This window comes from Edwardsiella anguillarum ET080813 (assembly GCF_000264765.2).
GTDB lineage: Bacteria > Pseudomonadota > Gammaproteobacteria > Enterobacterales > Enterobacteriaceae > Edwardsiella > Edwardsiella anguillarum.
Genome location: NZ_CP006664.1, coordinates 1,255,057 through 1,280,021 on the forward strand (window position 1 = coordinate 1,255,057; position 24,965 = coordinate 1,280,021).

The following is a 24,965-nucleotide window of genomic DNA, read 5'->3' on the forward strand; positions in this document are numbered from 1 at the left end:
CGCCATGACCGATCCCCTTTCCCCGCTGCCGCACGGCGTCACGCCGGCGCCTATCCTGAGCGTGCAGGACGTTGATCACGGCTATGAGCAGGCGCACGGCGTCCAGACCATCCTGCAGGGGGTTAACCTGACCCTGCGCGAGGGCGAGATAGTGGCCCTGCTCGGTCGCTCCGGCTCTGGAAAATCCACGCTGCTGCGCATCATCTCGGGCCTGATCACCCCCAGCGCAGGCCAGGTGGACTACCTTGGCGTACCGGTGCATGGCCCGGCTAGGGGGGTGGCGATGGTGTTCCAGACCTTCGCCCTGTTTCCGTGGCTGACGGTGCTGCAAAACGTGGAGGCCGGTCTGGAGGCCCAGGGCATGGCGGCCGCCGAGCGGCGTACCCGGGCGCTGGCGGCCATCGACCTGATCGGCCTGGACGGCTTTGAGAACGCCTACCCGCGCGAACTCTCCGGCGGGATGCGCCAGCGCGTCGGCTTTGCCCGCGCCCTGGTGGTTGACCCCACGCTGCTGCTGATGGATGAGCCGTTTTCGGCCCTCGATGTCCTGACCGCCGAAACCCTGCGCACCGACCTGCTCGACCTGTGGAGCGCAGGCAAGCTGCCGATTAAGTCGATGCTGATCGTCACCCATAACATCGAGGAGGCGGTCTTCATGTGCGATCGCATCCTGCTGCTCTCCTCGCACCCCGGCAAGATCGTCGCCGAGATAGCGGTCCCCTTTCACCACCCGCGCAGCCGCCTCGATCCGCCGTTCCGCCACCTAGTCGATGAGATTTACGCCCAAATGACGGCGCGCAGCGGCGACAACACGCTGCGTCACGAGCTAAAGCTGGGCTCCTGGCTACCCCATGTCTCCACCAACCTGATCGCCGGGCTGCTGGAGACCCTGGCGGCCGCCCCCTACCACGGCCGAGCCGACATGCCCGATCTGGCGCTGGCGCTACACATAGAGGCCGACCGCCTGCTCTCCGTCGCCGAGGTGCTGCAGCAGCTGGACTTTGCCGAGGTTCATCAGGGGGATATTATCCTCACCCCCGCGGGGCAGCAGTTCGCCGTCATGGACACCCAGCCGCGCAAGGCGCTGTTCGCCGCCCACCTGCTGCGCCACGTGCCGCTGGCCACGCTGATCAAGAGCGTACTCGACGAGCGCCCCGGCCACCGGGCGCCGCGGGTACGCTTTGAGCAGGAGCTGGAGGACGTGCTCTCCGATGACGCCGCGCGCGAAACCCTGGATACCGTGATCAACTGGGGGCGCTACGCCGAGATCTTCTCCTATAACGATCAGAGCGGCTCCTTTAGCCTGGAGGACGTCGAGTTTTAATCCGCCCGGGGCCGCTTTCCCCGGCGGCATCTTGCATTGTGGGGGGCGACGGTGCTATTTAAGAAACTGCTTATCCGCACACTGACCAGGGATTCCCAGATGACCGACCAACGCGCCCCCGACATCCGCATTCGCCCACTGACCGCCGCCGACAATGGGGCGATTGCCGACGTGATCCGCCGCGTCTCCGCCGAATGCGGCCTAAGCGCCGACAAGGGGTTCACGGTGTCCGATCCCAATCTGGATCGCCTGGCGCAGAGCTATGCGGCGCCGCGCTGCGCCTATTGGGTGGTAGAGTTGGACGGTGAGGTGGCGGGCGGCGGCGGCGTCGCGCCGCTGGAGGGGGCGGCGCCACACCTGTGCGAGCTGCAAAAAATGTACTTTCTGCCCGCGCTGCGCGGACGCGGGCTGGCCAAGCGCCTGGCCCTGCAGGCGCTGGATTTCGCCCGAGTGCAGGGGTTTACCCACTGCTACCTGGAAACCACCGCCACCCTGCACGACGCCATCGCCCTGTACCGTCATCTGGGCTTTGAACCTATCGACGCCGCGCTGGGCGCCACCCGTCACGTGGACTGTGAAGTCCGCATGCTGCGCGCGCTATAGGCTATCGGCCGGCGACGCGTCCGGCGCCCCCGCCGCGGGGCGCCGGCGCAGAAAATAGCTGGCGATCACCAGCGCCAGCAGCGTGAGCTCGGCCAAGAGCATGCTGCCCCCCCTGCTCGCTCAGCCAGGTACCGACGATCACCAGCCCGTTAAGCACGATGCAGGCCCAAGACAGCCAGGGAAACCACGGGGAGCGGTAGCCCGCGCGGATATCGGGATAGTGCCCCGCCCGCTGACGGCGGCGAAAGCAATACTGACACCAGGCGATCACCATCCAGGCCAGGCAGCCGACCTGCCCGGTGCTGGCGATCAGATACAGGTACAGCGACTGGGCCGGAATGTACTTGCTCAGCAGGCACACCAGCGAGATCAGACAGGTCAGCGCGATCCCGTTAGCCGGAACGCCGCGCCGGTTGACCCGGCCGCAGAGGCGCGGGGCAAAGCCGTCCTGCGCCATCGACCACAGCATGCGCGAGCTGGCGTAAATCGCCGAGTTGGCCGCCGATACCGCGGCGGAGAAGATCACCAGCAGCATCAGGGTATCGGCGCCCGGCAGGCCGACGTGGGCAAAGACCCAGACGAACGGGCTGTCGCCGCTCACCGCCCGCGCATAGGGATAAACCAGCGCCAGTACCGCGATAGCCAGCACATAGAACAGAATGATGCGCCCACCGATCCCCATTATCACCCGCGGCAGCACCTTCTCCGGCGCCTCGGTCTCCCCGGCCGCGCTGCCCACCAGTTCCACCCCCTGAAAGGAGTACACCACCACGGTCATGCACAGAAAGAGGCTCCAGGTACCGTGCGGAAACCAGCCGCCGGCGGTGCGCAGCGTCGGCTGCCATGCGCCGCTCCCCTGCAGGCGAAACATCATCACGATTCCGGCGGCGATAAACAGAACGATGGCGAACACTTTGAGCGCCGATAGCCAATATTCACACTCACCAAAGCTGGCGGCGGACAGCAGGTTCAGCAACAGCAGGGAGATAAGGATTGCTAGACAAAACAGGTAGATGGGTACTGCGGGGAAGCACTGGTGGGCGATAAGTCCGGCGGCGGTCAGGTCGGCGGCCAGCGAAAATACCCAGCTCAGCCAGTATAGCCAGCCGATGCTATAGCTCCACAGCGGATGGGGCAGAAACATCAGCGCATAGTGCTGAAACGAGCCGGAGTGGGGAAACGCGCAGGCCAGCTCTCCCAGACACATCATGGTGATCAGCATCACCCCGCCGCCCAGCAGATAGGCCAGAAGGGTGCCGAGCGGCCCGACGCTGTGCAGCGGCTCGGCAATGCCGATAAACAGACCGGTACCGATGGTCCCCCCCAGCGACATCATCAGCAGGTGACGCTTTTTCAGCGTGCGCTGGAGCGCCGGAGCGGTTGAGGGTGAAGGCGTCTCCGTCTGACAAGCCATGGTATCCCCCTATGTAAGGTGCATTCTGCGCGCCGGCGCGGGTACGCCGGCGCACGTTTATGGCCTCGGGATCATCCCTTAAAACGGCGTTGCACACCATGGGTCTGGCAGGCCATCAGCAGCCCGGTATAGTCCAGCTCGAAGCTGATGCTATCGCCGACCTTCAGCGCCTCATCGCAGTCCTCGATATCCACCAGCGTATGGTCGCTGGTCTGCCCCAGCAGCGTGATGGCGTCGTTGCAGGGCGTGCAGTTTTCCGCCGGCACATCCTGGCGGCCAAAGGCCAGCAGCGCGCGGCGGCGGGTGCCCTTATCGACAAAGGTCTTGTGCTGTAGGAAGGCATCGACCCCCAGCTCGCCGACCGGCACCGTCGGCTTGCTGTTCAGCTCGATGATCTCGGCGTGCAGCAGATACATATCCGAGCAGGCGCGATCCACCGGCTTGGTCGAGTGGTGAAACGCCTCCAGATACTTCATGTCGACATATTCGATGCCGAACTCATGCAGCCCGCCGATGCGCAGGTGGTTCAGCCCCTGCGGCCAGATGCCCTTATCCAGCAGATGGACGCTGGTGCAGTTGCCGGCCGACAGGCGGCGAACGGTGATGCCGCAGTCGCTCTCCAGACGCCGGGCGATGGCCTGGAAGCGCTCGCCGTTTTCCACCGTCGGCAGCACCGTGCCATAGCAGTTGAAGTTGGTGCCCAGCCCGTACAGCGCCAGCCCAGGCAGCGACGCGATCAGGCGCACCGTCTCCAGGATCTGCGCATAGTGCTCAAACCAGATCCCCTCGCGCAGATCGCCCATATCCACCATCAGCAGCACCTGATGCACCTTGTCCTGACGCAGCGCCTCGGCGGAGAGGGCCCGCAGCACCGCGGGCTCGCTGTTTAAGCTGATATCGGCGTAGCGTACGACCTCTTCGATCTCGCTCAGACAGGGGCTGCGCAGCAGGCAGGTGGTGCAGCCGGTTGCGCGGATCTTCTTCAGGTTGTAGGTGCGCGACTCGGCGACCACGCTGATCCCCCCCTCCACGACGGCGCGGGCGGTCTCCGGGCAGCCGTCAAACACCTTGTTGACCGCCATGACCTCGATCCCCTGCTCCGCCAGCAGCGCCAGCTCGGTCCGGGCATTGTCGCGCAGCTTGCGCAGATCTATCTCTAGCGTTGGCATATACATCTTATTTTGCTCCTTCACTCAGTAAATTCGCATTGCGGCGCTGCGCGCGGTGATAAATCAGCTCCGCCACGATCACGGCCAGCACGGCGCCGCCAATAATCTTGCCGGCGTACTGCATATAGCCGCCCATGTCGATCTGTGACGGCGGAATGAACAGCAGGCATACGGCAAAGGCGATAGAGATAAAGCCCAGCGCCGGCAGCACGATCGGCAGGACGCGTCCCGGAATACGGAAGCTGCGCGGGGTATCCGGCTGGGTGATACGCAGGCGATAGAAGGCCGGGAACATAACCAGATAGGGGATAAAGTAGGTGATGGTCGTCAGCGCGGTCAGCATCCAGTAGGCGGCGGCGACGCTCGGCGAAACAAAGGTCGAGAAGCACAGCACCGTCACGATGATGGCCTGCCAGACTAAGGCAAACGCCGGCGTCTGGTATTTGGGGTGCAGACGCCCGATGCGCTCGCCCAACAGGTTATCCTCACGCGAGGCCTCCTGCAGCATGTAGATGGGTCCAACCAGCCAGGAGTTGATTTGCCCCAGGGCGCCAAAGAACATACAGATGGCCATGACCGGCAGCAGCCACGGCATATGCAGGGTATTGGCGGCGGAGCGCATGGCCTGCATCACGCCGGCGACGATATCGGTCTGTCCGGCCGGCAGCAGGGTATTCAGCGCCCAGGTGCCCACCATGTAGATGCCGACGATCACCGCGGCAGAAAACGCCATGGCGCGCGGGAAGTCACGCTGCGGGTTGCGGGTGCGCCCGGCGATCATCGGCGCCACCTCCAGACCGGCAAAGGCGAACATCATGCTGGAGAGGAAGACGATGGTATCCCAGTGGCTCAGATCCGGCACCCAGTTGGCGGGCGTAGCGTAGTCGGTCTGCATCGGGTGGCCGGTCGCCAGCCAGACGATCGCCAGCAGGATCAGGATCGCCGACGGGATAAAGACCCCGCACCAGGCGCTGATGCTGTTGATGATCTTGGTCCACTGCATACCGCGGATATTCATCAGGGTCAGCAGCCAGAAAATCACCATCGATCCGACGCCGATGAAGATCTTATTCTCCGCCAGCGAAGCGCTGAACATATAGCCGAGGGCCGTGAAGCCAAACTGCAGCATCAGGGGGAAAAACAGCACGCAGGAGAACAGGAAACAGACCACGACAATCCAGGCGATGCGTTTACCAAAGGCCTCCTTGATCCAGACGAAAATACCGCCGTCCTTCGGCCAGCCGGTCGACAGCTCGCCGCAGACCATGGCTAACGGGAAAAACAGGCAAAATGCGGCGATCACCCACAGCAGCATGGCCGAGGCGCCATAGGGGGCGACGTTGGGGATCTGCCGCAGACTCAGAATGGCAATGACATTCATAAAAACAATGTCTTTGATGCCGAGCTTACTGGTGTCTTGAGTACTCATGGACATCTCCAGAGCCAGAGAAACAGAAACGGGGAGCCGCGGCCCCCCATGCAGATTAATAAATGTCGTACTTAACCATGTCTTCGTAGCTGTCCTCACGGCGGATCAGGCGATCATTGCCCTGACGATCGATCATCACCACGGCGGTGCGCGGACGGTTGTTATAGACCGTCTGGCTTTCAATCGAGTAGGCGCCGGCGTCCAGGAAGGCGACGACATCGCCGATCGCCGTATCGTGCGGCATCAGGAACTCCTCGCCCTTCACGCCGACGTGGAAGTAGTCGCCGCCGTCGCACAGCGGGCCCGCCAGCTTGATGTAGCGATCGTGCGCCTCGGTGATGCGCGAGGCGTTATAGACATAGAAGAACCAGTCAAAGTGCTGGCTGTCGGAAAGGACGCTGTAGCCGGCGTCGACAAACTTCCACTCCACGTGGCACTCCACGTTACCGTCCACATCGTAGTTGGTCTTGCGCTTCTCGCAGGCCACCTCCGTCAGCAGGATGGCCGCCGAGCCGGTCACCTTGCGCCCCGGCTCGATACAGATCTGCACGTCGGTGCGCCACTTGTGCACCTCGCTGATGACGGCATCGGCAAAGTCCTGCGCAGTGATCCCGGCGTACATGTTGTCCTTGAGCGGATCGCCGTTCTCTTCATCGTACTTATATGGCACCGGAATGCCGCCGCCGACGTTGATCAGATCGAACCTGATCCCCAGCACCTGCTCCAGACGGCGGGATTCGTCCACCAGCACGCGGGTCGCTTTGGCAAACGGCTCCGCCTCCGGCACCTGATCGCCCACGTGCATGTGCAGGCCGCGCAGGTGTACGTAGGGCATCGCCAGGATACGGCGGCAGGTCTCTTCGGCCTGCTCTAGATCCAGCCCCGACTTGGCGTGGAATGCGGTGACCAGCTCGGCGTGGGTAGCGGACGGCACGTTCGGCTCGACGCGCACGCACACGTTGGCGGTCTTCTTCAGGCGGCGGGAGATCGCATCGATATGGTCCAGCTCATACAAGCTGTCGACGTTGATCAGGTACAGATCGTTGGCGATGGCGTACTCCAGATCCTCAGGCTTTTTCACCACCCCGTTAAACACGATCTGATCGCCGCGAAAGCCAACCTCCAGACACTTGCGTACCTCATACTGCGAGTTGGCCTCGGCGCAGATCCCGGCGTCGCGGATCGCCTGCAGCACCCCCATCACGGAGCAGGTTTTGGAGGCGAAGAAGGTTTTGGTGTTCGGATGGGCGGAAAAGGCCTGCTCGATCTCGCGGATATTGCGCACGATCTCCGCCTCGGAGAATACGTAGAAGGGGGTGCCATACTTCTTCGCCAGCGCGGTGACATCCTGTCCCTCAAAGCACAGCTTGCCGCCGCGGGCGCTGAAGCGACGATCGTGTTCAATTACGTTATGACGCAACTGGTTATAGTTTTTAATAACGTTATCTGACATAAAAACCTCTGATTGCTGTGGATAATATTGATTGATATCGTATCGATAGCAACTCTATAGCAATGCACGTGCCAGCTTTTAAATCATTAAAAATCAAGTAGATAAAATAAAATCGCATTGCTAAACATTGGTCGGTCGGTCTGTTTTTCGTCGTAGCGCCGAAAATTCGGCGCTACGTCCCCAGGCGCCCGGCAGTCAACCCAAGGAAAATGCACCATGCCGCCAGTCAACCCGGATCTCCGCAGCGCACTCAGCATGTTTGCGCGATTCTTCGATCTGATTCATCAGCCCCTCGCCATCATCGACGAGCAGGGCCGCTACGTGTACTACAACCAGGAAAGCGCGGAGCTGGACGGCTGCAGCGCAGAGTGTGCTCTGGGGCGCCACATACTGGCCGTCTACCCACGGATGAAGGAGAGCCAAAGCACCATGCTGTGCTCGCTGAAAAGCGGCGTTGAATACGTGGGGAACTACCAGGTGTACTACAACGCCCGCGGGCGGGCGGTCGACTATCAGCATACGACGGCGCCGCTGTACGCCCGCGACGGCAGCATGGTGGGCGCCATCGAAATTGGCCGCGATATGTCGGGCGTACGCCGTCTGCAGGAGCAGGTCGTCGAGCTGAACCAGCGTCTGTACGCCGCGGCCGACGAGGACAGCCATGCCATCATTACCCAGGATCCGGCGACGCTGGCGCTGATCGATAAAGGGAAACGCCTGGCGCAGAGCAACGTGCCGGTGATCATCGTCGGCGAGACAGGAACCGGTAAGGAACTGTTTTCCCGCCTGATCCACCGCAGCAGCCCGCGGGCGGAGCGCCCCTTTATCGCCCTGAACTGCGGCGCCCTGCCGCCGACCCTGATCGAGAGTACGCTGTTCGGCACCGTCAAAGGCGCCTTTACCGGCGCGGAGAACAGCAAGGGGTATCTGGAGCTGGCCGACGGCGGCACCCTGTTCCTGGATGAGCTCAACGCCATGCCGCTGGAGATGCAGAGCAAGCTATTGCGCTTTCTCCAGGATAAAACCTACTGGAAGCTGGGCGGCAGCCAGCAGAAACAGTCGGACGTACGCATTGTGGCGGCGATGAACGAGGCGCCTGCCGCCCTGATAGACCAGGGGAGACTGCGGGCCGATCTGTTCTATCGCCTAAGCGTCGGCATGCTCGCGCTGCCGCCGCTCTCCGCCAGGCCGTCCGATATTCTGCTGCTGGCTAACCACTTCCTCACCAAATACCGCAACGACATGGTGCACCGCATCCACGGCATCGCCAAAGAGGCCCAGGATACCCTGCTGCGTCGGCGCTGGCCCGGCAACGTGCGCATGCTGGAAAACACCATCGTACGCAGCATGATCATGCAGGATCACGACGGCCCCCTCGACTGCATCGCCTACGATGAAGAGGCGCTGAGCATGATTCCGTCGCGCGGCGCATGCCCTCCGCCGCCCATCGAGCCGCCGCCCAGCGCGTATCCGGCCATCCAGGAAGAGGGCAATCTGGCCCAACGCATCGCACGCTATGAGCGCGGCCAGATCGTCCAGGCCCTCAACCACAGCAACGGCTGCGTCGCCCAGGCGGCGCGCAGCCTGGGGCTCTCGCGTACCACCCTGCAGTACAAGGTGCACAAATACGCGATCCATCTGGGGGTCATTGATACCCTAGACTAACTCAGAGAGGAGCGTCATCGCTGACGCAGCACGGGACGCGCCCTGCCTGGCAGGAGAGCCTGCGCGGGACAAAAAAACGGGAGCCCGCAGGCTCCCGTCAGCACGATCGCGATCGACATCGATCTCAGTGGCGACGACCGTCGTCGTCCTCGTCGATCGCCTCGTCGTCGTACTCCTCGCCGTCGTCACCCTCTTCGCCGTCCGGATCTTCAAAATAGGTTCCCCAGCCGTCGTAGCTGACGCCGTGCTTCTCCGCCAGGGCGATCAGTTGCTCGACCTGAGCATCGATGGTCTCGGCGTTCAGCCCCACTTCACTGATCACGTCGCAGCACATCAGCAGGATGCCCCCTTCAACCTCCAGCTCCTCGGCATCGGTCACTTCGTAACCCAGCTTGAACGCCTCCACGGCAGCCTGCTCCAGCGCCTCAAAGCGCTCCGCCGACAGGTGGTGCTCAATGGTGTACAGCGCGTCCGGATCGCTGCCGTCGTCCAGCAGCTCCTCAATAATCATGCGGGTTTCTTCGCGCTGTTCTTCCAGCAGCTCTCGGTTTGCCATTTCACTGATCCTCAATCGCTAAGCCTTTGGCGCATTCTCCCACAGGCGACGGCGCCTCACCACTCAAGAAAATACAATATTTCACGCTCGGGGGTTGAAAATGAATTTTAATACACATAATGTGAATATAAATTCATCGCAGCATAACCCCCCCACAGACGGAGATGACCCATATGGATCAGCTTAATCAGCAGCACTTCCTGAGGTTACTGGATTTCACCCCGCAGCAAATTGCATATCTACTCAATCTGGCTGCCGAACTGAAGCAGGCCAAAAAACAGGGGTGCGAATGCCCTCGTCTGCGGGGCAAAAACATCGCGCTGATCTTTGAAAAGGACTCCACCCGTACCCGCTGCTCCTTTGAGGTGGCCGCCTACGATCAGGGCGCCCATGTCACCTACCTCGGCCCCAGCGGCAGCCAGATAGGCCATAAAGAGTCGATCAAGGATAGCGCGCGGGTGCTCGGCAGGCTGTATGACGCCATTCAATACCGCGGCTTTGGCCAGCAGGTGGTAGAGACGCTGGCGCACTACGCCGGCGTGCCGGTGTGGAACGGCCTGACCGATGAGTTTCACCCCACGCAGATCCTGGCGGACTTCCTCACCATGCGCGAACACTGCGCCAAGCCCCTTGCCGCCATGAAGCTGGCCTATCTGGGCGACGCGCGCAATAACATGGGCAACTCACTGCTGGAGGGCGCCGCGCTGATGGGGATGGAGCTGCGCCTGGTCGCGCCCAAGGCCTACTGGCCGGAGGCCGAGCTGATCGCCCAGTGCCAGGCCGTGGCAGAGCAGACCGGGGCGAAGCTGGTGCTGACGGAGGAGGTCGCCGAAGGGGTACAGGGCGCCGACTTCCTGTATACCGATGTGTGGGTCTCCATGGGCGAGCCCAAATCGGTCTGGCAAGAGCGCATTACCCAGCTGCTGCCGTATCAGGTCAACCTGCAAACGCTGCAGCTGAGCGGCAACCCGCAGGTAAAATTCCTGCACTGCCTGCCCGCCTTCCACGACGAGATGACCGGCGTAGGCCAGCAGATGGCCGAACAGTATGGGCTACACGGCGGAATTGAGGTGACCGATGAGGTGTTTGAATCGCCCCACAGCATCGTCTTCGATCAGGCGGAGAACCGCCTGCATACCATCAAGGCGGTGATGGTGGCGACCCTGGGCGAATAACGGCGCGCGGCATCAGAGACCGCACGAGCCAGCGGCCACCGCCGCTGGCCGCCGTGACCGCTACAGCAGGCCGAGCGCCTGCGCATCCAGCTTGATCACCGCCTTGCGCACCCGCGCCGGCTCACCCAGCGCGCACAGCGGCTTGTGCACCTCGCCGGGATAGAACACCACAAAATCGCCCGCGCACAGCGCCAGCTGCTTCTCCTGCAGACCGCCCGCGCCCACCGGCAGGAAAGCGATATCCTTCTCCGCCAGCAGATCTTCCCCGGCGACGCCCGGTGCCAGATTGCTAAAGCCCATGCCCTCCTGCCCCTCCAGCACGATCTGGATATCCAGATAGCGAGCGTGGTATTCGGCGCGGCGTGTCTCGGCCGGCGCCGTATCGTCGTGGGCGATCAGCACGAACTGGCGCTGCGCATCAATTTCATAGCGGCCCGCCGGCGTTTCGGCGCTGAAGTTGACCATCACATACTCAATCGCCTGGCGCAGCGCGACCGGCAGATACGGCATCTGATCCAGATAGTGAACGTTACCGGTTAACATGACTCATTCATTCCCTTGTTTATAAAACTGCGTTTTATTTTAACCAGGAGACGACGGCGTAACTGCGCCGTTCGCCACATTTATGGCAGGGGCGTCAGAAAGAAAAAAAGGTCCCGGCGCAGGCCGGGACCAAACAGGGACACTCACTCTAACAGGAGGTAATAACAAGAAAAGCTCGATGATACAGAGACGCCCCGTCACCCAGCGGGGCCGCCGACCGGCTACGCCAGCGCCTGGGCCAGCAGGGTGATCGGATGTTCGCAGCGCTTACTGGTGGACATTTCGATCTGCCATTTACAAGTCTCACAGTCGGTGACCACCAGATCCACGCCGCTGGCGTCGATCTGGCGGAACAACCCGGCGCCGATGCCCTGTGCGGTCTCATAGTTCTCCTTCTTGAAACCGTAGGTCCCGGCGATACCGCAGCACTGGGAGTCCAGAATGATAAGCTCTACGCCCGGAATCATCTGCAGCAACGCCAGGGTATAGGGCGCCCAGCCCATCCGCTCCATATGACACGGCGTATGGTAGGCGATCTTCAGGTTCAGCGGCTTCAGGGGCAGCGTGCGTCCGCCGTCGAGCAGACGGTAGAGATGACGGGTCGCCAGCTCGACCCGATCGCGCACCGGCGTGGTATCGATATCCAGCACGTGCGGGTACTCGTCGCGCAGCATGAAGGTGCAGCTCGAGGAGGTCGCCACCACCGGCAGCCCCTTCTCCAGCACCGCCTCGCTCAGGGAGTCGGCGTTCACCCGCGCCTGTTTCTTGGCCTGATCGATAAAGCCGTTGGCCACCAGCGGCACGCCGCAGCACTTCTCACGTGACAGCAGCTGGACCCCGATATCCATGGCGTTAAACACCCGCACCAGATCCTTGCCCAGCTGTGGATGGTTGTAGTTCACGTAGCAGCCGTGGAAGAACGCCACCTGCTCACTAAAGCGCGCCTGCTCCGCGCTCTGCTTGCGCATCCAGCTGCGGAAGGTGCCATGGGAGTACTTGGGCAGCTCGCGGCGATGGTCGATCTTCAGCGCCTTATCCAGCAGCTGACGCACCGGCTTCAGGCCGGTGGTGGCGTTGATCAGCGGCGCAAACGGCGTTGAGAGGGTGCCCATCAGATCGGTATGGCTGAGGATGGCGTCGCGCAGCTTGGGCTTATGGTTACCGTACTGATTCTTGGCGCGCAGAATGATGTCGCCGATCTTTACGTCGGACGGACAGGCCACCTCGCAGCGCTTGCAGTTGGTGCAGTACTTCAGCGCCTCATCGTACAGCTGCGGATCCTTCAGGCGCAGACGCTCCCCGTCCGGGCCCGCCTGTTTTGGGCCGGGATAGGCCGGATTCACCTTGGCGACCGGACAATAGGTGGTGCACACGGTGCACTTGATACATTGTTCAAAGCTGTTATCAGCAGGCAGGCTCATTACGCGTCCTCCGCCAGAATCTGTTGCGCGGCGTGCAGGGCGGTGAGCAGGGAAACCCCGGCGCCGCAGCCCTGATGGATCGGATCATAGCCGCCCAGCACGGCGCCGGCGGCATACAGGTTATTGACGACGGCGCCGTTGACGGCGGCGCGCTGCTCGGCGTCGCCGCGCACCCCGAACTGCAGGTACGGCTGCGGCGCGAACATCGACTCGCTGCACCAGTCGCTGCGATCGGCGGCCGAGATGACGTCCAGACCGAACACCGGCTCACGCACGCCGCCGAAGTCGGCGCGTAGCCCGTTGCTGAAGAAGCTGCCGCTGGCCAACACCACATGACGCGGACGCAGCGGAATATCGCCGTGATTGCGGGTGTACACACGAGCCACCCGGTTATTCTCATACTCCGCACGCAGCACCGTATCCCCCGGCATGATCAGGCCGCCCAGCGCCTGAAAACGGCGGCGCAGCCGCTGGTGAATATGGATCCCCAGCACCGACGGCGGCAGGGTCGGCAGCAGCATCAGCGGACGGGCGACCGCCGCGCGCAGCTGCACCAGCGCATCGTCGCAGTCCACGCCGACGCAGGCGGGCATCAGGATGGCATCCGCCTGCGCCCCATGACGGTTCAGCTCCTCGGCCAGCAGGCGGCGGTTCTCCGCCACGTCGAGCACCCGGGCGATGTTGACCGCGCGGAACTCGCTGGGGTTGCCGCGCAGACGATCCAGCGCCGGCAGCGTCAGCTCGACCACCTCGCACTCGGCCCCCTGCTCCTGCAGAGAGCTGGCCACCAGCTGCGGCTGAAAATCGAGAAACCCTTCAATGCCGGCCACCAGGATACGCCGCCACGGCAGCGCGGCGTCCACATCGCTCACCGGCACCTCATCCGGGCTCAGCCAGGTCAGACGGCGGGTGCCCAGGGGGGTGACTCGCAGGTGGTTACGCTGATGGTCGCCCACCAGCGCCAGTCCGCTGCGCTCCAGCAGGCGCTCGGCCTCAACGGCGTAGCGGGAAAACCGCTCGGCGCCCATCAGGCTATAGGGGTGCTGCGGCGCCTGGCGCTGCAGCTCGTCAATCGCCGCACGCGGCGCGGTAACCGGCGTACCGTCCGGCAGGCGCGACAGCAGATCAAAGGAGCCGGAGGAGAAGTGCAGCGCACTCTGCCCGGCGCTGACGATAGCGCAGCGTTGCCCGGCCTCGGCCAGGCGGATGCCGCAGGCCAGTCCGGCCAGGCCGCCGCCGATCATCAGGGTATCAAATTTCATCGTCGCTCTCCCCGCGCTGCGGCAGCGCGGCGTCCATCCCGCACAGCCCTTGGTAAACCCAACTGGTAAATTCGCTTTCGCGCAGTGCATCGCCCCAGGCGATCGGGCGGATCCCCTTCCAGCGTTCGTTCAGGAAGTGGGACAGCTGATCGATAGACTGCTGCGGCGTGGTGATCTTAAATCGGTTCAGCAATCCGGCCGCACGGCAGGCGCACAGCTCGCCCTGACAGGTGCCCATCCCCACGCGGGTGCGACGGCGCAGATCCACCAGGTTATTCACCGTCAGCGAATCCACCGCATAGCGCACCTCGCCGGCGGTCACCGCCTCGCATTCGCACACCAGGCTGCTATTGAGGCGATCGCCGTTCAGCAGGCGATCGGCGCGATCGCCGTGGCGGTAAACCGCCGAGCCACGGATCGGCGCCGGCAGAGAAATCACCTTGCGCAGCGTCTCTTCAGCCGACTGCTCAGAGCCGGGCAGCGGCTCGCTGGCGGTGGTGCAGGGGGTGGTGACACCCAGCTTTTCACAGACCTTATCGGTGGCCCATTCGGCCATCAGGCGATAGGTCATCAGCTTGCCGCCGGTAATGGTAATAAAGCCCTCCAGCCCGTCGCGCACCGCGTGATCCAGCAGCACAATACCACGGCTGACGTTACGCCCGCTCGGATCGTCGTCGCTGGCCACCAGCGGACGCACCCCGGCGTAGGCGCGCAGAATGCGGGTCGCCGCCAGCTTGGGCGCCAGCTTCTCTCCTTCACGGATCAGAATATCCACCTCCTGCGGCGTGACGATCATGTTGTCTATCTGATCGTAATCGACGTGGGTCGAGGTGGTACCGATCAGCGAAATGGTATCGCCCGGTACTAGAATATCGGCATCCGCCGGCTTGCGGCAGCGGTTGATCACCATGTTGTTGATACGGTGGCCCAGGATCAGCAGCGCCCCCTTGGCCGGGAACATCTTGATACGCAGATCGGCATACTCGGCGATGTGCTGCCCCCAGATCCCGGCGGCGTTCACCACGATCTGTGCGTGAATGTCGTAGCGCTGGCGCGATTTATGGTCGATAACGCGCACGCCGGTCACCCGATCGCCCTGGCGCAGCAGCCCGCACACCTCATGATAGGTCAACGCCTGGGCGCCGTGCTCACGCGCATCTAACATGTTGGCTGCCGTCAGGCGGAAAGGATCGACGGTGCCGTCCGGCACGCGCACCGCGCCCAGCAGATTCGGGTTGGCGGCAGGCTCCAGACGCAGCGCCTCGGCCGGTTCGATGGCTTCGGCATCGATACCCGCGGCGCGGCAGGCCTCAATAAAGTGCGGCTGATAGGCCAAATCGTCTTCCGGTAGCGTGATAAACAGTCCGTCGGTGCGCTCGACGCAGTGGCGGGCGATGCGCTTAAGAATACGGTTCTCTTCAATACATTCGCGCGCGGACTCACCGTCGGTCACCGCATAACGGGCGCCGCTGTGCAGCAAACCATGGTTACGGCCGGTCGCACCGGTGGCGATGTCGTGGCGCTCCAGCAGAATGCAACGCAGGCCGCGACGCGCGCAGTCACGGGCGATGCCGGCGCCGGTGGCGCCGCCGCCGATAATGACGACGTCAGTTTCCTGTGATGCGGGGCTCTGTAACATGAGTGGCTCCCAAGCCAAATGAGTAGTAATGACGCTAGTAGGCCATATTACGATGATGGAATGTTTGATAAGGAGCAAATACGCGCACAAAACGAAAATAACCAGGCCACAAAAGCTCATCAATGTGATCGGAATCACTCTACACACACGATTTAATCATACAAATAATCGTTATTTTTTACCCTAACGGTCAATTTGTATATCAAATTCATAAAACTGTAACAATATGAGCGATCTCTCACAGTATCGACGTTCGTAATTGCCTATCCTGCGCTCGAAAATGAAAACAGACGGTATATCCACTCGCCCCTACGCCAGTGGATGCGCGTCTTTTCTCTTGATAAGCATAGGGTGTGCCTTAACCGCATTCACTGGGGAAGCGGATTGAGACAGTACAAACAATAACAGTCATCGGAGAGAGTTATGTTAAGCATGTTTAAGCCCGCGGCGCATAAACCGCGGCTGCCGGATGCGCAGGTAGACCCGACCTACCGCCGCCTGCGCTGGCAGATTTTTATGGGGATTTTCTTTGGCTATGCCGCTTACTACCTGGTGCGTAAAAACTTCACCCTGGCGATGCCTTACCTGGTAGAACAGGGGTTCTCGCGCGGCGATCTCGGCTTTGCCCTGTCCGGTATCTCCATCGCCTACGGTTTCTCCAAGTTCATCATGGGCTCCGTCTCTGACCGCTCCAACCCGCGCGTCTTCCTGCCGGCCGGCCTGATCCTGGCCGCCGTCGTCATGTTGGTGATGGGCTTCGTCCCGTGGGCAACCTCCAGCATCATGACCATGTTCGTGCTGCTGTTCCTGTGCGGCTGGTTCCAGGGCATGGGGTGGCCGCCGTGTGGCCGTACCATGGTGCACTGGTGGTCGCAGAAGGAGCGCGGCAGTATCGTGTCGGTATGGAACTGCGCCCATAACGTGGGCGGGGGGCTGCCGCCGCTGCTGTTCCTGCTAGGGATGGCCTGGTTCAACGACTGGCACGCCGCGCTGTACATGCCGGCCTTCGCCGCCATTCTGGTCGCCCTGTTCGCCTTTGGCATGATGCGCGATACCCCGCAGTCCTGCGGCCTGCCGCCCATCGAAGAGTATAAGAACGACTATCCGGACGACTACTCCGACAAGGCGGAGCAAGAGCTAACCGCCAAGCAGATTTTCATGCAGTATGTCTTCCCCAACAAGCTGTTGTGGTACATCGCCATCGCCAACGTGTTCGTCTATCTGCTGCGCTACGGCATCTTGGACTGGTCACCGACCTACCTGAAAGAGGTGAAGCACTTCGCGCTGGATAAGTCCTCCTGGGCCTACTTCCTGTATGAGTACGCGGGTATCCCCGGCACTCTGATCTGCGGCTGGATGTCTGACAAGGTCTTCCGCGGCAACCGCGGCGCCACCGGCGTGTTCTTCATGACCCTGGTGACCATTGCCACCATCGTTTACTGGCTCAACCCGGCGGGCAACCCCAACGTCGATATGGCCTGTATGATCATCATCGGCTTCCTGATCTACGGTCCGGTCATGCTGATCGGCCTGCACGCCCTGGAGCTGGCGCCGAAAAAAGCGGCCGGTACCGCGGCGGGCTTCACCGGCCTGTTCGGTTACCTGGGCGGCTCCGTGGCGGCCAGCGCCATCGTCGGCTACACCGTTGACTACTTTGGCTGGGACGGCGGCTTTATGGTGATGATCGGCGGCAGCATCCTCGCCGTGGTTCTGCTGTTGGTCGTGATGATCAACGAAACCAAACACCACCGCGATCTGGAAGCCAAGAGAGGCTGATAGCACGCGATTGCGGCGGCGCCCTGCGCGCTGCCGCCGTTGAACCAAGGCTGTGCCGCTCACCCGGGGCGCGGCCTTTTCTTTACCCCTACGCAGCGTAAAAAAACACCAAAAACAAGGATAATCCTATGAAAATCAAAATGAATGCGATTGTCGCCGGGCTTCTTCTCGGCGGGACGCTGGCAATGAGCGCCCAGGCGGCTGACGATAAAGTGGTGATTGCTCACCGCGGCGCCAGCGGCTACCTGCCGGAGCATACCCTGCCCGCCAAGGCCATGGCCTACGCCCAGGGCGCCGATTTTCTGGAGCAGGATCTGGTGATGACCAAGGACGACCAGCTGGTGGTGCTGCATGACCACTATCTGGATCGGGTCACCGACGTCGCCGACCGCTTCCCGGACCGTGCGCGCAAGGATGGCCGCTATTACGCCATCGACTTTACCCTGGATGAGATCAAATCCCTGAAGTTCACCGAGGGGTTTGATATCGAAAACGGCAAGAAGGTGCAGAGCTATCCGGGCCGCTTCCCGATGGGGAAATCGGACTTCCGAGTACATACCTTTGCAGAGGAGATCGAGTTCGTTCAGGGGCTGAACCACTCCACCGGCAAGAACATCGGCATCTACCCGGAGATCAAGGCTCCCTGGTTCCACCAGCAGGAGGGCAAGGACATCTCCGCTAAGGTATTGCAGGTGCTCAAGCAGTACGGCTATACAAATAAAGACGCCAACGTCTACGTACAGTGCTTCGACGCCAACGAACTCAAGCGGATTAAAAACGAGCTGATGCCGAAGATGGGGCAGAACCTCAAGCTGGTGCAGCTGATCGCCTATACCGACTGGAACGAAACCCAGGAGAAGAAGCCGGACGGCACCTGGGTCAACTACAGCTATGACTGGATGTTCAAGCCCGGCGCCATGAAACAGATCGCCCAGTATGCCGACGGCATCGGCCCGGACTACCACATGCTGGTCAGCGAAGACTCCCGTAAGGGCAACGTCAAGCTGACCTCGATGGTGAAAGAGGCGCACGCCAACAACATGGCCGTCCACCCCTACACCATTCGCGCCGATAAGCTGCCGGACTACGTCACCGACGTCAATCAGTTGTATGACGTGATCTACAACCAGGCCGGCGTCGACGGCGTATTCACCGACTTCCCGGACAAGGGCGTACAGTTCCTGCAAAAGCAGGGACAGCATCAGTAAGTCGGACTCACCGGGGCCCCTCGGCCCCGGTCTCCACGGCCGGCGCGGGGCCTAAAAGGGCGGAATCATCCCGTTGATACCGATAAAGGCACGCTGCACCTCCGCCGTCGCGCGCCCGTCACGCGATGTCAGGATCAGCACCGCGGCCTGCCCCGGCCGCAGTGCGCCGCGCGTGAGCGAGTCCACAAAGACCACCGGCGTCTGCAGGCCGACCCTAATCTGCTGCGCCCCCCCGCCATAGCGTAATATCAACGGCTGCCCCGCCACATCGCCGTCACCGTGCCAGGCACCCCCGACGTCGACGGTGCCGTTGGTCATGCTGCCCTGTTCACCGTTGACCAGCCGCCAGGGGGAATGCCCCTCGCCCGCGCCGCGCAGGCGATCGGAGAACAGATGCAGCGTCTGAGCCTCCAGCGTACCATCCGCCAGCGGCAGCGCAGCCGCCCCCAGAAATGCGCCGGGACGGATATCGTCCAGCGCTGCGCTGAACACCCCGAACAGGCGTGTCGCGGGAGTCAGCCTCAGCGTCAACTCTCCACCGTGGCGCTCGCGCAGCTGCAGCGCGCCGGGCGAAACGGCGCTCAGAGTGCCACGCACGATCAGCGCCCGCGCGTCGGCGTCGCCCGCCTGGGCGCAGCCGGAAAGCAGCCAGCAGAAACAGAGACAGCAAAATACTCGATATCCCATGATCTCCTCCTTGAACCGTGGTGCGAGTCCGCGCTGGCCACGCACCGATCCTTCCAGCATACGATGGCGCCCGCGGCGGCGACAGGCGCATGCCCTGCACTCGCTCTGATAAAACGGCAATCCTCTGAAAACGGCTTTTTCTGTGCAAGGATTGCGCAGTGCGCCCGGTAGCATGCTGAAATTCTGTCATACTGGAGTCTCACGGCGGTTCTCCCCGCCAATCCGGCTATGGAGCGTCACAGTCCGTCAATAGGAGGCCCGAATGAAACTGATCGGCAGCTATACCAGTCCCTTCGTGCGCAAAATCTTTATTCTGCTGCTGGAAAAGCAGCTGACCTTCGAGTTCGTCAACGACAATCCCAATCTGGACGGCTCCCGGGTGCCCGACGTGAATCCGCTGGGCAAAGTGCCCGCGCTGGTGGCGGACGACGGCGAGATCTTCTTCGATTCGCCGATCGTTGCCGACTATATCGACAGGCTAACGGAGACACCCCGCTTTCTGCCCCTCGATTGGGAGCGTGCGCTGCGGGTGCGCCAGACCGAGGCGTTGGCCGACGGCATCTGCGACGCCGCGGTCACCATTGTGAAAGAGCTGCGCCGTCCCGCTGAGCACAGAGATGAGCATGAGCTGCAGCGCCAGCGCGACAAGATCCTGCGCGGACTGGATGAGCTGGAGCGCAGCGTCGCCGCGGGCCGCTGGATCGGCGGCGAGGCGCTGAGCCTGGCCGATATCGCCGCCGGCTGCTGCCTAAGCTATCTCAACTTCCGCCGCGTCTGTCCCAACTGGTGCGTTGGCCGCCCGGCGTTAGTACGCCTGGCGGAGCGCCTGTTTCAGCGCGACAGTTTTCTGCGCACCGCGCCGCCGGCCGACTAGGCTGTATTCCTGTCCCGTCAGCCTTTATCATGGGAGTCCTTCGCCCAGCGCAGATAAAGGTACGGAACAGTTCAATGAGTTCAGATCATCAGGCGCTTTACAGCCAAATCCCCGCGATCGATACCCTGCTGCGCACGCCCACGTGCGCAGCCCTACAGGCGCAGTATGGCAGTCAGCTGGTTACCCAGACCCTGCGCTCGCTGCAGCAGCAGGCCCGTCACGCCGTGCAGCGACAGCAGACGCTGCCCGACTGGTGCGCCGACTGGGGAGTAGCCTGCACCCGGCGGCTCGCCGAGACGCTGCGGCCGGCCCTGCGCCAGGTCTTTAACCTGACCGGCACCGTCCTGCACACCAACCTGGGCCGGGCGCTGCTGCCCGATCCGGCGATCGTGGCGGCGGCCGAGGCGATGAGCGCCCCGGTCACCCTGGAGTACGATCTGGACGATGCGGGGCGCGGCCACCGCGATCGCGCGATCGCCGATCGACTGTGCGCCCTGACCGGCGCCGAAGACGCCTGTATCGTTAACAATAACGCGGCGGCGGTGCTGCTGATGCTGGCGGCCCTGGCGCCGGGGCGAGACGTGATCGTCTCGCGCGGCGAGCTGGTGGAGATCGGCGGCGCGTTCCGTATTCCCGACGTCATGATCCAGGCCGGATGCCGTCTGCGCGAGGTCGGCACCACCAACCGTACCCACCTGCACGACTACCGCCAGGCCATTGACGAGCATAGCGCGCTATTGATGAAGGTACACACCAGCAACTACGCCATCGCCGGGTTCACCGCCGCCGTCAGCGAGGCCGAGCTGGCCGCCCTGGGCCACGAATATGGCCTGCCGGTCATCAGCGATCTCGGCAGCGGATCGCTGCTGGACATGGCCGGCTACGGTCTGCCGGCCGAGCCGATGCCGCAGCGCATGCTGGCCGACGGCGTCGATCTGGTCAGCTTCTCCGGCGACAAGCTGCTCGGCGGTCCCCAGGCGGGGATCATCGTTGGCCGCCGGGAGCTGATCCACCGCCTGCAGCGCCACCCGCTCAAGCGCGCCCTGCGCTGCGGCAAGATGACGCTGGCGGCGCTGGACGCCACGCTGCAGCTGTACCAGCAGCCGGAGAAACTGCGGCAGGCGCTACCCACCCTGCGCCACCTGACGCGGGAGGCCAGCGAGATCGCCGCCTGCGGCGAGCGGTTGCTAGCCCGCCTGCGCCCGCGCTATGACGAGGCGTTCATCTTAGCGCTGGAGCCCTGCCTGTCGCAGATCGGCAGCGGCTCGCTGCCGGTGGATCGCCTGCCGAGCCATGCGCTCACCCTGACCCCGCGTGACGGCCGCGGCGGCACCCTGACGGCGCTGGCCGAGCGCTGGCGTGCGCTGCCACGCCCGGTCATCGGGCGCCTGCAGGAGGGCAAACTATGGCTCGATCTGCGCTGTCTGGACGATGAGCAGGCGCTGCTCCAGGAGCTGTGCCAATGATCATCGCCACCGCAGGACACGTTGACCATGGCAAGACCACCCTGTTGCGCGCCCTGACCGGCATCGACACCGATCGCCTACCGGAAGAGAAGCGCCGCGGCATGACCATCGATCTCGGCTATGCCTATCTGCCGCTGGCGGATGGGCGGGTGCTGGGGTTTATTGACGTCCCCGGACATGAAAAATTTCTGGCCAATATGCTGGCCGGCATCGGCGGTATTCCACAGGCGCTGCTGGTAGTCGCCTGCGACGACGGCGTGATGGCCCAGACCCGCGAGCACCTACTGCTGCTGCGCCTGGCCGGACGTCCCGGCCTGACCGTGGCGCTGACCAAATCCGATCGGGCCGATGCATCGCGGCGGGCGCAGGTGCGCGATCAGGTGCAGGCGCTGCTGGCGGAGCAGGGCTGGCCCGACGCGGCGCTGTTCGAAACCGATGCCCTGAGCGGTCAGGGTATCGAGGCGCTGCGCCGCCATCTGTTGGCGCTGAACGCGGCCCCGCCGCGGGCCGATCGGCGCTTCCGCCTGGCCATCGATCGCGCCTTCAGCGTCAAGGGCAGCGGTCTGGTGGTCACCGGTACGGCGCTGGCCGGAACGGTACGCTGTGGCGATACGCTGTGGCTAACCGGCTGCGACACGCCGGTGCGGGTTCGCACCCTGCACGCCCAAAACCGGGAGGCGCAGCAGGCGCAGGCCGGCCAGCGCGTGGCCCTGAACCTCAGCGGCGACATAGAAAAAAACCAGATCCAGCGCGGCGACTGGCTGCTGGCGCAGCGGCCTGCCGCAGCGGCGGCCCAGCGGGTGCTGGTCGCCGTAGACAGCATCGCACCGCTGCAGCACTGGCAGCCGCTGCATCTCCACCACGCCGCACGCCATATCACCGGGCGCCTCTCGCTGCTGGAGACCGCCGCGGCGCCGCAGGCGCCGATCCTGGCCGAACTGGTGCTCGATGCGCCCCTCTGGCTGGCCGAGGATGACACCCTGATCCTGCGCGACATCGCCGCGCGCCACACCCTGGGCGCGGCGCGGGTGCTGCAGCTGGAGGCACCGCGCCGCGGCAAGCGTCAGCCCGCTTTTCTGGAAACCCTACGTCGCCTGGCGCAGGCCCACGGCGATCGCGAGGCGCTCAGCCTACGCCTGCCCTCGGGCACCCTGAGCATCGCCAGCCTGGCCTGGGCGCGCCAGCTGACGGAGGAGGCCTGCCGGACGCTGCTGGCGCAGGACGATCTGCTGGTGGTCGGCGATCACCTGCTCTCCCGCGCGACGGCGGCGCGGCTGCGCCAGCGGCTGCTGGAGACCCTGGCGCACTACCATGACCAGCACGGCGATCAGCTGGGCGTCGGGCGCGCCCGCCTGCGGCGCATGGCGCTACCGACCGAGGCGGAGACGCTGGTATTTCATCTGATAGGCGAGCTGCTGGCCGAGGGCGCGCTGTGCAATAGCCGCGGCTGGCTGCATCTGCCGCAGCACAGCCTGGCCATGACGCCGCCGCAGCAGGCGCTGTGGCAGCGGGCGCAGCCGCTGTTCGCCGACGATCCGTGGTGGGTGCGCGATCTGGCCCATGCCCTGAGCGCCGACGAAGACGAGATGCGCCAGACGCTGCGCCAGGCGGCGCTGCTCGGGCACATCACCGCCGTGGTGCGCGATCGTTACTACCGCAACGAACGGCTCTACCAGTTTGCCGAGCTGATCCGCCGGCAGGATCGCAGCCAAGGCAGCACTAGCGCGGCCGACTTCCGCGATCGGCTCGGCATCGGTCGTAAGCTAGCAGTGCAGATCCTGGAGTTCTTCGACCGCTGCGGCTTCACCCGGCGGCGCGCCAACGACCATCTGCTGCGCGACAGCGCTCTGTTCTGCCGCGATGAGCGCGCGTCGGCGCCGGAAGATCACCGTTAAGCGTAGCGGGGGCGGCGCCGCGCGGCCGCGCCCGCTCTCCCTATCCATCTTGGCCCATTCGCGTTACACTTTTTTATTATTCCTCTACCGCGCATTGCTATGAAAAAACTGTTCCACCGCGTATATAGCCTATTCAAACCCTCGTGGTGCCTGGCACTGCTGGTCGCCCTTGAGGGTTATCTGTTTGCCGAACCGGTCGTCATTCAGGCATTCCGCTATGTTCCCGGCGCACTACAGACGTTCCACAGCTGGAAAGAGGCGCTCTCCGTGGTTAACCTGCTGGAGATCCCCCGGGTCATGCTCGGCGTCGCGCTGATCCTGATGTCCATCGGCCTACTGCTGCGGGCGCGCGTCGCCTGGGCGTTTACCCTGCTGCTGCTGATCGCCATCGCCGTGCTGTCGCTGATCCAAGATCCCAGTCTGCCCATCTGGCAGGCGCAGGATCTGGTGCGCCTGCTGTGGCACGATCTCAGGGCGTGGAACTGGCAGGATATCTCACTGACCAATCTGGAGAACTACAGCCATAACCTGACGCTGTATACCCTGGTTCTGATCGCCCTGCTGATCCGCTACTGGGAGCGCTTTGACCGGGCCAGCCTGGCCGCCGGTAGCCTGTTTGCCCTGGTCAGCTTTGCCTCGTTGCTGATCTACGCCATCTTTGGCTCGCTGTATCTGGGCGACGAGTTCAAGCCGCCGATCCTGGACGTGGTCACCGCGTTCTACTTTTCGGTCGTCAGCATGTCCACCGTCGGCTTCGGCGACATCGTTCCCTATACCGCCACCGCGCGGCTGTTCACCATCTCGGTGATCGTGATGGGGATTACGGTATTCGCCACGTCAATCAGCGCCATCATCGGTCCGGTGATCGGCGGCAACCTTAAACGCATGGTTAAAGGCAGGATCTCTCACGTGATGCGGAAAAACCACTTTATTATCGCCGGCGCGTCGCCGCTGGCGCTCAGTATCTACAACGGGCTGAAGGAGCGCGGCGATGCGATCACCGCCATCGTCCCGATGGGCATCGCCCACGAGTATCCGCAGGACGCCGACGTGGTGGTCGGCGATCCCTCCAGCGCACAGGTGCTGACGGAGGCCGGCGCCGCGCGTGCGCTGTACATTCTGGCGCTGCGCGAGGACGATGCGGAAAACGCCTTTATCGTCTTAGCAGCCAAAGAGGTGGCCGGCGGCGCCACCAAGACCATTTCGCTGGTCAACGCCAGTAAGCATCTGCAGAAGATCAAGCGGGTACAGCCAGATATGGTGTTCTCGCTGCAGCTGCTGGGCAGCGAATTGCTGGTGCGCACCCTGAGCGGCGAAGCCATCGACAACAAGCTGGTTACGCAGCTGTTCTTTGGCAATGCCGAGGTAGCAGGGGAGCAGGACTGATCCCCGTCGCGCTACGGAGT

At 63.2% G+C, this 24,965-nt stretch carries 19 protein-coding genes and 1 pseudogene; 10 read left to right on the forward strand and 10 right to left on the reverse strand.

Going from position 1 to position 24,965, the window contains the following annotated elements; translation table 11 throughout:
• Nucleotides 1-4 precede the first annotated feature (4 nt).
• Nucleotides 5-1,324 (forward strand): ABC transporter ATP-binding protein, encoded by a 1,320-nt coding sequence (locus ETEE_RS05630; protein ID WP_034164778.1) that lies wholly within the window; start codon nt 5-7, stop codon nt 1,322-1,324.
• Between the two features lie 99 nt (nt 1,325-1,423).
• Entirely contained in the window at nt 1,424-1,927 is a 504-nt protein-coding gene (locus ETEE_RS05635) for a GNAT family N-acetyltransferase (RefSeq protein WP_034164779.1), read from the forward strand.
• On the opposite strand, the pseudogene ETEE_RS05640 reads toward ETEE_RS05635, so the two are convergent.
• From ETEE_RS05640 to dokD, 4 genes and pseudogenes are all read right to left on the reverse strand, one after another.
• Nucleotides 1,922-3,341 (reverse strand): annotated as a pseudogene (locus tag ETEE_RS05640) (amino acid permease). The gene ETEE_RS05635 and the pseudogene ETEE_RS05640 overlap by 6 nt on opposite strands.
• A gap of 71 nt (nt 3,342-3,412) precedes the next feature.
• Entirely contained in the window at nt 3,413-4,516 is a 1,104-nt protein-coding gene (locus ETEE_RS05645) for an alanine/ornithine racemase family PLP-dependent enzyme (protein ID WP_034164780.1), read from the reverse strand.
• 1 nt (nt 4,517) lies between these two features.
• The gene (locus tag ETEE_RS05650; RefSeq protein WP_034164781.1) at nt 4,518-5,939 is read right to left on the reverse strand and encodes an APC family permease; all 1,422 of its coding nucleotides are present in this window, start codon (nt 5,937-5,939) and stop codon (nt 4,518-4,520) included.
• 55 nt (nt 5,940-5,994) lie between these two features.
• Nucleotides 5,995-7,392: an ornithine/lysine decarboxylase DokD gene (gene dokD / locus ETEE_RS05655; protein ID WP_034164782.1), complete on the reverse strand. Its 1,398-nt coding sequence runs from the start codon at nt 7,390-7,392 to the stop codon at nt 5,995-5,997.
• A gap of 216 nt (nt 7,393-7,608) precedes the next feature.
• Here dokD and ETEE_RS05660 point away from each other — a divergent pair, with 216 nt between their 5' ends.
• A complete protein-coding gene (locus ETEE_RS05660; protein ID WP_034164783.1) occupies nt 7,609-9,057 on the forward strand; it encodes a sigma-54 interaction domain-containing protein in 1,449 nt (482 codons plus the stop codon).
• 124 nt (nt 9,058-9,181) lie between these two features.
• Here ETEE_RS05660 and rraB read toward each other — a convergent pair whose 3' ends face one another.
• On the reverse strand, nt 9,182-9,613 hold the full coding sequence (rraB, locus tag ETEE_RS05665; protein ID WP_034164785.1) for a ribonuclease E inhibitor RraB: 432 nt from the start codon (nt 9,611-9,613) through the stop codon (nt 9,182-9,184).
• Between the two features lie 173 nt (nt 9,614-9,786).
• Between rraB and argF the strand changes: the two genes are divergently transcribed.
• Complete coding sequence (gene argF, locus ETEE_RS05670) at nt 9,787-10,788, forward strand: ornithine carbamoyltransferase (RefSeq protein WP_034164786.1); 1,002 nt, start codon at nt 9,787-9,789, stop codon at nt 10,786-10,788.
• 60 nt (nt 10,789-10,848) lie between these two features.
• Here argF and ETEE_RS05675 read toward each other — a convergent pair whose 3' ends face one another.
• From ETEE_RS05675 to glpA, 4 genes are all read right to left on the reverse strand, one after another.
• On the reverse strand, nt 10,849-11,331 hold the full coding sequence (locus ETEE_RS05675) for a NanQ anomerase/TabA/YiaL family protein (protein ID WP_034164787.1): 483 nt from the start codon (nt 11,329-11,331) through the stop codon (nt 10,849-10,851).
• Nucleotides 11,332-11,552: 221 nt separating this feature from the next.
• Nucleotides 11,553-12,752: an anaerobic glycerol-3-phosphate dehydrogenase subunit GlpC gene (gene glpC, locus ETEE_RS05680; RefSeq protein WP_034164789.1), complete on the reverse strand. Its 1,200-nt coding sequence runs from the start codon at nt 12,750-12,752 to the stop codon at nt 11,553-11,555.
• A complete protein-coding gene (glpB, locus tag ETEE_RS05685; RefSeq protein WP_034164790.1) occupies nt 12,752-14,014 on the reverse strand; it encodes a glycerol-3-phosphate dehydrogenase subunit GlpB in 1,263 nt (420 codons plus the stop codon). Before glpB ends, glpC begins: the two co-directional genes overlap by 1 nt.
• Complete coding sequence (gene glpA, locus ETEE_RS05690) at nt 14,004-15,653, reverse strand: anaerobic glycerol-3-phosphate dehydrogenase subunit A (RefSeq protein ID WP_034164792.1); 1,650 nt, start codon at nt 15,651-15,653, stop codon at nt 14,004-14,006. Before glpA ends, glpB begins: the two co-directional genes overlap by 11 nt.
• Before the next feature lie 423 nt (nt 15,654-16,076).
• Here glpA and glpT point away from each other — a divergent pair, with 423 nt between their 5' ends.
• A complete protein-coding gene (gene glpT, locus ETEE_RS05695) occupies nt 16,077-17,429 on the forward strand; it encodes a glycerol-3-phosphate transporter (protein ID WP_012849928.1) in 1,353 nt (450 codons plus the stop codon).
• Nucleotides 17,430-17,557: 128 nt separating this feature from the next.
• A complete protein-coding gene (gene glpQ / locus ETEE_RS05700) occupies nt 17,558-18,637 on the forward strand; it encodes a glycerophosphodiester phosphodiesterase (protein WP_034164793.1) in 1,080 nt (359 codons plus the stop codon).
• 51 nt (nt 18,638-18,688) lie between these two features.
• Here glpQ and ETEE_RS05705 read toward each other — a convergent pair whose 3' ends face one another.
• Nucleotides 18,689-19,324, reverse strand: coding sequence for a hypothetical protein (locus tag ETEE_RS05705; protein WP_034164794.1), 636 nt, complete (start codon nt 19,322-19,324; stop codon nt 18,689-18,691).
• A 262-nt stretch (nt 19,325-19,586) separates the two neighbouring features.
• Between ETEE_RS05705 and ETEE_RS05710 the strand changes: the two genes are divergently transcribed.
• From ETEE_RS05710 to kch, 4 genes are all read left to right on the forward strand, one after another.
• Nucleotides 19,587-20,198 carry a glutathione S-transferase gene (locus tag ETEE_RS05710; protein WP_034164795.1) on the forward strand — a complete coding sequence of 204 codons (612 nt, stop codon included), beginning with the start codon at nt 19,587-19,589 and terminating at the stop codon, nt 20,196-20,198.
• Nucleotides 20,199-20,272: 74 nt separating this feature from the next.
• Nucleotides 20,273-21,664 (forward strand): L-seryl-tRNA(Sec) selenium transferase, encoded by a 1,392-nt coding sequence (gene selA / locus ETEE_RS05715; RefSeq protein WP_034164796.1) that lies wholly within the window; start codon nt 20,273-20,275, stop codon nt 21,662-21,664.
• Entirely contained in the window at nt 21,661-23,559 is a 1,899-nt protein-coding gene (selB, locus tag ETEE_RS05720) for a selenocysteine-specific translation elongation factor (RefSeq protein WP_034164797.1), read from the forward strand. The genes selA and selB overlap by 4 nt, the downstream gene beginning before the upstream one ends.
• 99 nt (nt 23,560-23,658) lie before the next feature.
• Nucleotides 23,659-24,945 carry a voltage-gated potassium channel protein gene (gene kch / locus ETEE_RS05725; RefSeq protein WP_034164798.1) on the forward strand — a complete coding sequence of 429 codons (1,287 nt, stop codon included), beginning with the start codon at nt 23,659-23,661 and terminating at the stop codon, nt 24,943-24,945.
• Nucleotides 24,946-24,965 lie beyond the last annotated feature (20 nt).